The following is a 10,387-nucleotide window of genomic DNA, read 5'->3' on the forward strand; positions in this document are numbered from 1 at the left end:
AAGCACTGAAAGTCCGCAAGGAGCAAAAGCGCTATGGAAAATCTAATCACACAATCATCTTGGTTCCAGATTCTCTCCCAGAAATTTGAAACAACCCTGTTAGTGGAGGATGGTTGACCAGATGTGCTGAAAATTTGGTTGATCTCAAGACACTGGTTTATTCATTCACTCTTGGCATCCTGTATAAAAACAGTACCAGGGCTTTATTTGAATAGGACGATAATTAGCTTCTTCTGTCTGAGATTCGGATGCAAAAGCTTCTTGTTGGCCCCCATTGATAGTTTCTTGTTCCTGTGACGTCAGCTCAGTAAATAGTTCTAATTCCATAACTTTCATCCTTGAAATTTATTTGAATACTTTGCTAATAAATAAAAAATATATTTATTAGCTATTTATTTATCTGCAATTCTTTAAAATGTTACGCGATTTTCATGGATTTCGTGTCAGGCCTGAGTGGTGAGAATTGATGGATCGCCGCCAATCTTACAGGCTGACTACCTACCCTTAGGTAAATTCTGTCTGCTTTTCATAGATTAGTTGTGTTGTAAAAAAAGGGTACTGACTAATGACCTTCTTGAACCGTTGACTCAGAGGACAACACCCTCGGCTTCTTGCTGGCTAAGCAGGATGCCAAGGCTGCAAAGCGCTTTCTGACCAAAGCACTGCATTGTTTATACCCATGAACCTCGAGTGATCAATGTGGATGACCATCCAGCCCTCTGCAGTTGAGCAATTACAGGAACAGGAAGCATTATTTGTGACACAAACACCTAAAAGCTATCCCCTGGCAGTATCGTTATTTCGGCGTTGTAGCCATCCTGTCAAGATAGCCAAGGAGAAAATTCCCAGAATTGCAAGCACGATCAACCATCGAGCATAGCCATCAGCAAACATATTTGCACCAATGGCGACGACAGGTGTATTGGAGATCAGAACACCAATCAGGAGTGCAGGGACAAACTGTACCCACTTGGTGGTGGTTAAGCCAGCACCGTAGCTGACAAAATCAAACAACCCTGTCATTAAAAAACCCACCAACAGGAAAAAATTACTTTCCAAATGTCGTTGACTGACCTTATCGACCTTGTCCATAAATCGAGTCCCCACCAGTTTCTCGACTAAGTTCCGACCAAATCGCTTCGCGAGATAGAATCCCAGACTACAAGCGACTACATCAGCCAAGACAACTGTAATTAAGGCTATCCAGAAGTTCCCTAGAACACCTCCTGCCAATAACGACCATGCGGTACTGGGTAAGGCTGGAATCACGACACTGATAAACCGCAGTGCAAAGATACCCACGGGAGCCCATATGCCCATATATTTGACGTTTTCCCGGATTGTCTCTACACCATATTGGTGGATGAGCCAGATTAAGCCCACCACTAGTCCCATAATGAAGACAAATTTGATCAGCTTGCGTAGTGTTTTAGCCATGGCAGTGAAGGTTGAGATTGCCAATAGTCTAAAACAGTTCGCTTAATTATTACTTAATATTCTTGACCCAGCTTGGTCGGAGGTCCTCTACTTCTTTACTACAGGCATTAAAAAGTGAGGATGAGTGTATTTCATTCTCACTGCACATTTCTCGCAATTCGTTCTCCTGGAGAAATTCTTATCGGAACTAGAACCTTGTGCCCCCTGGGCTGCAAGGTTTTGTCTAGAAGTGAAATAGTCTCACCTCACCACCGGAAATTTAAAAACTCAATCTTTAGAATGGCAGATTTATTCAGTCACTTCCACCCAAATATCTCCTTCTTCTACACGGGTGGGATAAACCTGTAGAGATTTTTCCTGAGAAATCGCTGCCAGGAGTTTCCCAATTCCTGGCGGCCAGGGAATCCATGACTTGGGTGCTCCAGTGCCCAGGTCAAAGGCACTCCGATGGAGCGGACAGACAATTGCACCATCTGGGGTAATTTTTCCCTTATTCAGCGGAGCCTTTAAATGCGGGCAGGCATTCTTGACTGCACAGATAGTTCCGCCGTGATTCACCAGGAGAATCTTTTCCTTCTCCACCTTAACGACCTGACGATCACCCGGGTCGAGTTCACGTTCTGCCAACACTTTGACCCAACTCATAGCAGCCTCCCAAGATTAAATCGCAAATGTCTATGGAATAACCCAGCCTTAAGTTCACATGATTTTTTAGCTCTGACTTGATTATCCTGGCTTAGGGGAGAGGGACGTCTTGACCGCCATAAAAATCAATAGAAATCGTTCATCCCTATTCCTACATCTGCAGTGAGACTTCAAGAACGGGCGATTCTCACCCAAAATAATCGATGGATACTGTAAACAATCCATCGCCAATATCGGTACATTCCCCATACCACTAGAGGAGTCAGCAGCGTTGCCAGCAGCATTCCAGCTGCAGTCAGGCTCAAATCAACCTTCAGCATATCCCGAGCCATCCGCACAAGATCGTGATCGATCACGCCTCCTTTGCCTTGTCGATAGATCGCGCGGGAGGCTTGATCAAAAATAAGCTGCCAGCTAAATTGAAGGTCAAAGAAGGTCACATAAGCTGCCAGCATGCCATATAGCGGGCGCTCAATGGAATAACGGCAGGCATACCCACTAATTGCCCGCGCCATAAATATCCCAGCAAAAATCAGTTCAAACCCATGTCCCATCGACACCATCAGGAATTTGTGGATGCCTGTCAATGCGCAAAGGGTATATGCGATCGCACTCCCCAATAACACCCGCGCCGTCAGATAGTTTTGCCAATATATATAGAACAAATATCCAAACCCACCGTAAACCAACCCCATTAAGAATGGTATACGTCCAACGTTGAAGGTCATACCGCCCCCATGCATAAAATCAAACGCAGGAATGGCGGGGTACCCAAAGATCCAGCTGGTTAGGGTATGGCCTAATTCATGAACAAGCGTGATCAAGGGACTCAAGAGAAAGGTTACTTGGGGAGAGGCCAAAATAAGCAAGGCTAAACCGATACCTGTTGCGATCGCGGTCCATCCGGCTTGATCAATTGTTTGAGGCTCCCATCCATCGATCGTCCCATCCGTTTGTTCCCACCCCGCCTTCTCCAACTGGGGTCGTCGCCACAGTTCTCCATTCGCCGCTTGACGCACCGTTGGCATTTGTTCTGTTGTGGTCAAACTCAATTGCCAACACCAAGAAGACTCGCGAGCGCCGATCTCTTGTCCAGATATCCATAGAGTGTGCACCCCAGGTAAAAGCCATTGAGCAATTTCGCGACAGCATAACATCACTGCACTCTGCTCTTCTGGTGTTCGAATCCCTTGTAAATACACATGCAACTCCCCTTCTTCCAACAAAATTTCAGCCTCAATTTGTTTATGGGCCAAGGTTTGATTGAGAAGTTGGGTCATCGCCTCTACCGATCCACCAGCGGCAGATTCTCTTAAATGAGCGATGGATTCGGAAGGCTGAAAACCGTCAGTAAAGGGCATAGGTATTGGTATCAACGCTGGCGTTAGTATTCCCCAGGTAGTGCCTGTGCTAACAATCACAGCTTTGTTGTCTACCGACTCACAAATGGATCTGATTGGAGTCACAGCAGAACTCTGTAAATAGCCAGAGGATAAAACTGAATTCAAGTAGAAATAGAGCAAATTATTCTTTGCGTAAAAGTATTATTGACTACCGATAGTTCTATGACGGTCTTGATGCTTAAATCTAGCCAAAATTAATTCTTTCTCGTTATTTAGAGAAAAACATTTCTTGTTTTTTGTGTTGACTCAGACCCAGCGTTACCTGAATTAACGGAGCATTCAACTATGAATACTAGGCGACAACAAGCCCAAAATATCCGCAATAATGCCGCTGAATTAGCTGCTAATCGGCCTCATCCACAGCATATTAATAATAAAGAGGAATACGAATATCGCCGCCCTAAAAAAGACGGCAACGAGCCTAGCCACATTGCTAACTTCACTAAGGGGTTGCCTCACGACGAACATACAGGCTTATTACTCAATTCCGCCGACTATGACCAGTTCGTCTTAGGCATTCAATCTGGAGACACGACTGATTTTGCTCGAACACCATTAGGTCCTGCCGAATTACCTAAAGTTCATGGTTGTTTGAGCAAACAAAAGATTGATTGTGATGATAACCACCGTTCATTATTCTGGAAGTCTAAAATTGCTCAAGAGGCTGAAAAAGATAAAAAAACTGGTAAGAGTGCAGGGGCAAAACTAAGAGCCTGGGAAAGTGCTGGTGCTGGTCTAGTTTTTGACTTAGAAGGTCCTGATGCCCAGGCAGTAACAATGCCCCCTGCTCCAAGATTAGACAGTTCAGAGCTTGCCGCAGAAATCGCGGAAGTTTATTCTCAAGCACTGCTTCGGGATATTCATTTCTCTCAATTAAGAGATCCTGGCCTGGGAGATCAAGTGAATGCCTGCGAATCTTGTCCAACCCAGCTTTCTATTTATGAAGCCATAGATGTTCTCAATACTGTCCAGATTGACGGCCAAAATTGGTTCTCTGCTAATTGTTGCGACCTCACAGATGATGAGAGGGCTCGTCAGCGACCACTCGTAACTCGACAAAATATCTTTCGTGGTATTGCCCCTGGAGATGATGTCGGCCCCTATCTATCCCAGTTCCTACTGATTGGCAATAATGCGTTAGGAGGTGGAGTATTTGGGCAAGAAGCTGGCCATATTGGATATGGTGCAATACGAATTGATCAGCGAGTCAGAAATGCTACTCCCTGCAAAGATTACATGACCAACTTTGAAACTTGGTTAGATGTACAGAATGGAGCGGACTTAAGGGAGTTGGAAACTTATGTTGGCCCACAAGAAGGGATTTGCCGTGAATTTCCAGCTTATCGAGTGATAACAACGCCCCGTGATTTGGCTACCTATGTTCACTATGATGCGCTTTATGAAGCATACTTAAACGCTTGCTTGATTTTGCTGGGTATGAAGGCTCCATTCGACCCCGGTATTCCTTTCCAAAAACCTGATGTAGAAGACAAGCAGCAAGGATTCGCTCATTTTGGCGGACCGCAAATCTTAACCTTAGTCTGCGAAGCCGCAACCCGAGGATTAAAAGCTGTTCGTTTTCAAAAGTTCAATGTTCATCGTCGTTTGCGTCCTGAAGCCCTGGGTGGTTTGGTTGATCGATATAAGCATGAGGTTGGCGCTACTGATGAACTCAAACCGGTTGCTTCATTGGTTAAGGCTCTGGATAATGTTCATCTCTTGGATAAAGTGGCAGCTCACAACAAAGAGCAGAATAATCATGATGACCGGAAAAATGATCCTTCCAGCGCAGGAGATAACTACTTCTTGCCTATGGCTTTCCCAGAAGGATCTCCCATGCACCCCAGTTATGGTGCAGGCCATGCAACCGTAGCTGGAGCTTGTGTCACTATGCTCAAAGCGTTCTTTGACCACGGTTGGCAGCTTGACTTGGGTACAGTCAAAATGGGCAAGGAAGTGAAATACGTCTCCTACGAGCCGAACAAAGATGGCAGTGGACTCCAAAAAGTTCTGCTAGATTGTCCGCTCACTGTGGAGGGTGAATTGAATAAGATCGCTGCCAATATTTCCATTGGCCGGGATTGGGCTGGCGTCCATTACTTTACCGATTACATCGAATCCCTGCGCCTGGGAGAGCAGATTGCCATCGGTATTTTAGAAGAGCAAAAGCTAACCTATGGGGAAAATTTCACCATGACGGTTCCCCTCTATGACGGAGGGAGCGTTCAGATCTAGGAAGAGGGAATGAAATTCCACCGCTAGATTAAAGCCAGGCAGGAGTTTATCCTTAGACTCCTGCTTCGGTTTTTAAATCATCAATCAACTGGCCCAACTGATCACTGGTGACCTGATACACTTCACCGCAAAAGTCGCAGGTGGCTTCTGCCCCATTATCTTTTTCGATCATGTCTTGTAGCTCATCTTTCCCCAGCATTTTTAAAGCTCCTAACACCCGCTCAATGGAGCAGCGGCACTGAAATTGCACCATCTGAGTTTGGGGAAAGATTTTGAGCCCCATATCCCCAAGCAGGTCCGCAAAAATATCAGGCAGGGTTTGGCCTGCCTGGAGCAAAGGCGTAAATCCCTGCAAGTGGGACAGCCGCGATTCTAGCAGCTCGACTAGAGCTGGGTCTTGGGCGGCTTTGGGGAGCACTTGGATTAACAGTCCCCCAGCCGCAGTCACCCCCTGAGCCCCAACAAAAACGCCCAACGCCAAAGCAGAGGGGGTTTGCTCTGAGGTGACCAGATAATGAGTGACATCTTCACCAATTTCACCCGAGACTAACTCAACGGTGCTGGAATAGGGATAGCCATATCCCATATCCCGAACTACATAGAGAAATCCTTTGCCTACGGCCCCTCCTACATCCAGCTTACCCTTCGCATTCGGGGGGAGCTCTACGCCTGGATTGGTAACATACCCCCGAACGGTTCCGTCTAAGCCTGCATCCACTAGAATGCCTTGCAGTGGACCATCACCCCGAATGCGCAGATTAATCCTTGCTTCTGCTTGTTTCATACTGGAGGCCAACAATAGCCCAGCAGACATCGTACGCCCTAATGCTGCGGTGGCGACATAGGAAAGGCGATGGCGTTGCCTTGCTTCTTCGGTTAAACGAGTGGTGATCACACCCACTGCTCGGATACCATCGTCAGCAGCTGTGGCTCGAATCAGTTGGTCGGCCATAGACTCTCTACCGGCTCTTAACAAATCTTTTTAATTGTACTGCAATGGACTTCGGGGGAAGCCTCGGGAACAAAAGACCTGGGCGAGGGATGTTTCCAAAATTACCTCCGATGAGATTTACATTGGTTAACATGGGAGAACTCAATACCGGGTGTAGAGAAATAGATTCTTTTTTCTTGATTCGGGAATATTATCTAGAGCGAGTCGTTTTGTGAATAGGCCTTGTTTGGACATCATCCTTAACAAAGTTGTAGGATCGCAATGTGATCTGTGTTGTGGGGTATTGCAGACCTTAGTCTTATAAGTATCAGGATGACGACTGATTCAAAGACCAACTTTGTTACTGCCGCCATCAGCTCTGAAGCTGTGATTTATCGCGGTGCCCGCCGATTTAGATTTCTAAAATACTGGCCCATCTGGGGCATGGTTGCGATCGCACTATCGGGAGGGGTGGGATTTGGCTCCTATCGCCTTCTCTTGCACCAGCCAGCAAAACCAAATTGTGCGCAAGTGTTTTGGCCCTTTGCCTCCGGGTCTTTGCGGATCTACTGTGCCCAAGAAAAAGCTAGCGGGCAGACGTTGGAGGATTTGTTTGCTGCGATCGCCCTCGTGGATACCCTTGATCCAAATCACCCGTTGCGGCCTGCGATCAATCCTTTAATTGAGCAATGGTCGACCCAAGCCTTGGACCTCGCTGAAAAAGCCTTTCATGCCGGCAAGCTGGACCGGGCTATTGAATTTGCCAAACGAATTCCCGCCCAAACGACGGCCTATCAACTGGTGAAAGCGCGCGTCGAGGAATGGCAGCAGGTCTGGGCAGAAGGAGAGGATATCTACAATCGCGCTGAGGCCGCCCTAAACAATGAAGAATGGCGGAAAGCGTACGGCATCATGATCAAACTGGTTCAGGTCGATAATCGCTACTGGTCTGGCACCCAATATGACTCCCTGACCCAAAAGATCATTGTGGCCCAAAAAGATGAGCGCAAATTAGTCAAAGCCAAACGGCTAATGCGGCGGGGGGGATTGGATAATCTCTCAGAATCCTTAGGATTGATCCAAGAGCTGATTGCCGATAGTGTGTATCATCGCTCCGCCAGAAAAGCCCAAAACACCATTGCCCGTCGATTAATGACCATTGCAGAAAATTCTTTAGAGCGGCGCAGTTATCACGCCACCATGGATGCCCTTCAACTCATCCCCCAGGATACGCCCGTTTGGACGCAAGCTCAGGATTTTATGAAACTGGCCCAGGCCAGTGCTTCTGCCTGGAACGGCACGGTGGTTAACTTAGAAGAAGCGATCAATCAGGCCAATAAACTCGATATTAACAGTCCCCTTTATGGCAAAGCCCAAACCCTGATCGCCCATTGGCAGAGGGAAATCACGAATATACAGCTGCTGCAAACGGCTCAGATCCAAGCTCAAACAGGGGATATCAATGATCTCGCCATCGCGGTTTCCCAAGCCCAGCAGATTTCGTCTGAGAGTGACCGCTGGCAAGAAGCCCAAAAAGATATTGATCAGTGGCAATATCAAATCCAGCTACGGGAAGATCAACCCATCCTTGATCGAGCGGATCAACTGGCCCTCCAGGGAGGACCGACCGCGCTTCAGCGAGCCATTCAGGAAGCACAAAAGATTCAGCCCGGACGGACTCTATACGATGAGGCCCAACTGCGTATCTCAGATTGGCAATATCAACTGCAACCACCAGACTTCACTCCGTTGAATGAGCCCCTACGAACGGTGCCTGCCAATGACTCGAATCAACGCCCGAATCAACTGCTCAAGAGTGCGGAAACCATTGCCAGCCAGGGAACCCCTAAAGCCTTAGCAGAAGCGATTGCCCAGGCCAGTCAAGTGGCCCCAGAGTCGCCTGCCCAGTTTCAGGCCAAAGCCTCGATTGATAGCTGGTCGGAGCAACTGCTCGACATGGCTCAGGGACAGGCGCTGGCGGATCGAGACGCGGCAATTGCGATCGCCCAGAAGATTCCTAGCAGCAGTCGAGTGTATGCGTCGGCTCAGCGCCAAATTCAAGCTTGGCAGCAGCAGGAATAAGGGCATGCTCCGCAAACTCATCTCCAACTCATGTAGTCTACGGGATGCTTGTGCTAGAGTGGGCGTACCTCACTGTCTCTATGCTGTAATAGAAAAGAGATAGTGCCTCACGAAACCAATTGGGTTAGGCTTATGGCGACTTCAAAAGATGGACTAATATTGGGAACAACCGCCCTAGTTGGAGCAGGGGTTGTGGTGATTGGTGCCAACCTCTGGCAATCCAGTTGGGCCGTGTTTAAAGAAAGTCCGAAAGAGGTCGTGGACGAGGTTTGGCAGGTTATCAACCATGATTATGTTGATGCCACCTTTAACGGCAACGATTGGCGAGCCATTCGCAACCAATATCTAAATCGAAACTACACCTCTCGGGAAGACGCCTATAAAGCTGTTCGAGAGATGCTGGATAAGCTTGAGGATCCCTACACTCGCTTTATGGATCCAGAACAGTTCAAGAGCATGCAAATTGACACCTCCGGCGAATTGACGGGCGTGGGCATCCAAATTACCCAGGATGAAGAGACCGAAGAAATCACCGTTATTTCCCCTATTGAAGGAAGCCCAGCGGCTGAGGCTGGGCTTTTATCTAAAGACGTGATTATTCAGGTTGATGACCAAAGCACCAAAGGCATGGATATTAACGGTGTCGTCAGTTTGATACGGGGACCCGTGAATACTGAAGTGACTCTCACGGTTCTGCGTGATCAAGAAAAGCTCAGTTTTAAGATTAAGCGAGCCCGCATCGAAATTCACCCCGTTCGCTATACCTATAAAAATAACGCTGCAGGTGGGGTTGGCTATATTCGGCTTAACCAATTTAGCAACAATGCGTCCGCCGAAATGCGCGAAGCCATTCAAGCCCTGAAAAAACGCAATGTTGCGGGTTTTATCCTAGATCTCCGCTCCAATCCGGGTGGATTACTTTACTCCAGTGCCGAGATTGCCCGGATGTGGATGGGGAAAGGCACCATTGTTTCCACGGTTGACCGTAAGGGCGGAGAAGATCAACTCACTTCCGGCAAAAATCTCCTGACGGATAAACCCCTAGTGATTCTGGTCGATGGGGGTTCAGCCAGTGCCAGTGAAATTTTGGCGGGTGCGCTACAAGATAATAACCGAGCTGTGCTGATTGGCACTAAAACCTTTGGTAAAGGATTGGTGCAGTCGGTCCATCCCCTAGAAGATGGGTCAGGTTTAGCCGTCACCGTTGCGAAATACTTTACCCCCAACGGTCGTGATATCAACAAGAAAGGTATTGAGCCTGATATTGAAGTGAAACTAACGGATGACCAGCGGGAAGCCCTCTCTCAAGATCGCGACAAAATTGGCACCTTAGCCGACCCTCAATATGCTAAAGCCCTATCGGTTCTGAATGAGCAAATATTAGCCAACAGCAATGGAAATCTCCAGTCTTCTTCTCAATAGGCTATTGCCTGGTTTCTCCTGTGATCAACCCACCCAGAGATAAATTCTTCCCAGATGTAAATTCGTCTAGGAATAAATCTAGGAATAAATTGAGGGCAGCTTGTGGTTGCCAAGTGCCAGCAAGTTCGCTACGATAGCAAAGGTCAAGACCGCGCCGGGATAGCTCAGTCGGTAGAGCAGAGGACTGAAAATCCTCGTGTCGCCAGTTCAATTCTGGCTCCTGGCATTTTTT

8 protein-coding genes, 1 tRNA gene and 1 pseudogene are annotated in these 10,387 nt (G+C 47.5%); 5 read left to right on the forward strand and 5 right to left on the reverse strand.

The annotated features are described in order from the left end of the window. Positions 1 to 165: 165 nt before the first annotated feature. The gene (locus Q0991_RS20275) at positions 166 to 327 is read right to left on the reverse strand and encodes a hypothetical protein (protein ID WP_299491956.1); all 162 of its coding nucleotides are present in this window, start codon (positions 325 to 327) and stop codon (positions 166 to 168) included. A gap of 254 nt (positions 328 to 581) precedes the next feature. On the opposite strand from Q0991_RS20275, the pseudogene Q0991_RS20280 reads away from it, so the two are divergent. After that, positions 582 to 754: pseudogene (locus Q0991_RS20280) on the forward strand (DDE-type integrase/transposase/recombinase); the annotation flags it as partial. A gap of 23 nt (positions 755 to 777) precedes the next feature. Here Q0991_RS20280 and Q0991_RS20285 read toward each other — a convergent pair. From Q0991_RS20285 to Q0991_RS20295, 3 genes are all read right to left on the reverse strand, one after another. Then, positions 778 to 1,437: a VTT domain-containing protein gene (locus Q0991_RS20285; protein WP_299491957.1), complete on the reverse strand. Its 660-nt coding sequence runs from the start codon at positions 1,435 to 1,437 to the stop codon at positions 778 to 780. Positions 1,438 to 1,725: 288 nt separating this feature from the next. Beyond that, positions 1,726 to 2,082 (reverse strand): Rieske (2Fe-2S) protein, encoded by a 357-nt coding sequence (locus Q0991_RS20290; protein ID WP_299491959.1) that lies wholly within the window; start codon positions 2,080 to 2,082, stop codon positions 1,726 to 1,728. Positions 2,083 to 2,252: 170 nt separating this feature from the next. After that, positions 2,253 to 3,443: a hypothetical protein gene (locus tag Q0991_RS20295; protein ID WP_299491961.1), complete on the reverse strand. Its 1,191-nt coding sequence runs from the start codon at positions 3,441 to 3,443 to the stop codon at positions 2,253 to 2,255. A 327-nt stretch (positions 3,444 to 3,770) separates the two neighbouring features. On the opposite strand from Q0991_RS20295, the gene Q0991_RS20300 reads away from it, so the two are divergent. Beyond that, positions 3,771 to 5,720 (forward strand): vanadium-dependent haloperoxidase, encoded by a 1,950-nt coding sequence (locus tag Q0991_RS20300; protein ID WP_299491963.1) that lies wholly within the window; start codon positions 3,771 to 3,773, stop codon positions 5,718 to 5,720. Positions 5,721 to 5,772: 52 nt separating this feature from the next. Here the strand turns inward: Q0991_RS20300 and hslO are convergent, their stop codons facing one another. Continuing rightward, on the reverse strand, positions 5,773 to 6,672 hold the full coding sequence (gene hslO / locus Q0991_RS20305; protein WP_299491965.1) for an Hsp33 family molecular chaperone HslO: 900 nt from the start codon (positions 6,670 to 6,672) through the stop codon (positions 5,773 to 5,775). 312 nt (positions 6,673 to 6,984) lie between these two features. On the opposite strand from hslO, the gene Q0991_RS20310 reads away from it, so the two are divergent. The 3 genes from Q0991_RS20310 to Q0991_RS20320 all read left to right on the forward strand — a co-directional run bounded on the left by Q0991_RS20310 (position 6,985) and on the right by Q0991_RS20320 (position 10,381). Then, positions 6,985 to 8,733, forward strand: a complete 1,749-nt coding sequence (locus Q0991_RS20310) for a hypothetical protein (RefSeq protein WP_299491967.1) — start codon at positions 6,985 to 6,987, stop codon at positions 8,731 to 8,733. A gap of 132 nt (positions 8,734 to 8,865) precedes the next feature. Further along, the gene (gene ctpC, locus Q0991_RS20315; RefSeq protein WP_299491969.1) at positions 8,866 to 10,155 is read left to right on the forward strand and encodes a carboxyl-terminal processing protease CtpC; all 1,290 of its coding nucleotides are present in this window, start codon (positions 8,866 to 8,868) and stop codon (positions 10,153 to 10,155) included. 153 nt (positions 10,156 to 10,308) lie between these two features. Continuing rightward, positions 10,309 to 10,381 (forward strand) — tRNA-Phe (locus Q0991_RS20320). The last annotated feature ends 6 nt before the right edge of the window (positions 10,382 to 10,387 follow it).

This window comes from Acaryochloris sp. IP29b_bin.137 (genome assembly GCF_028285745.1).
Lineage (GTDB): Bacteria > Cyanobacteriota > Cyanobacteriia > Thermosynechococcales > Thermosynechococcaceae > Acaryochloris.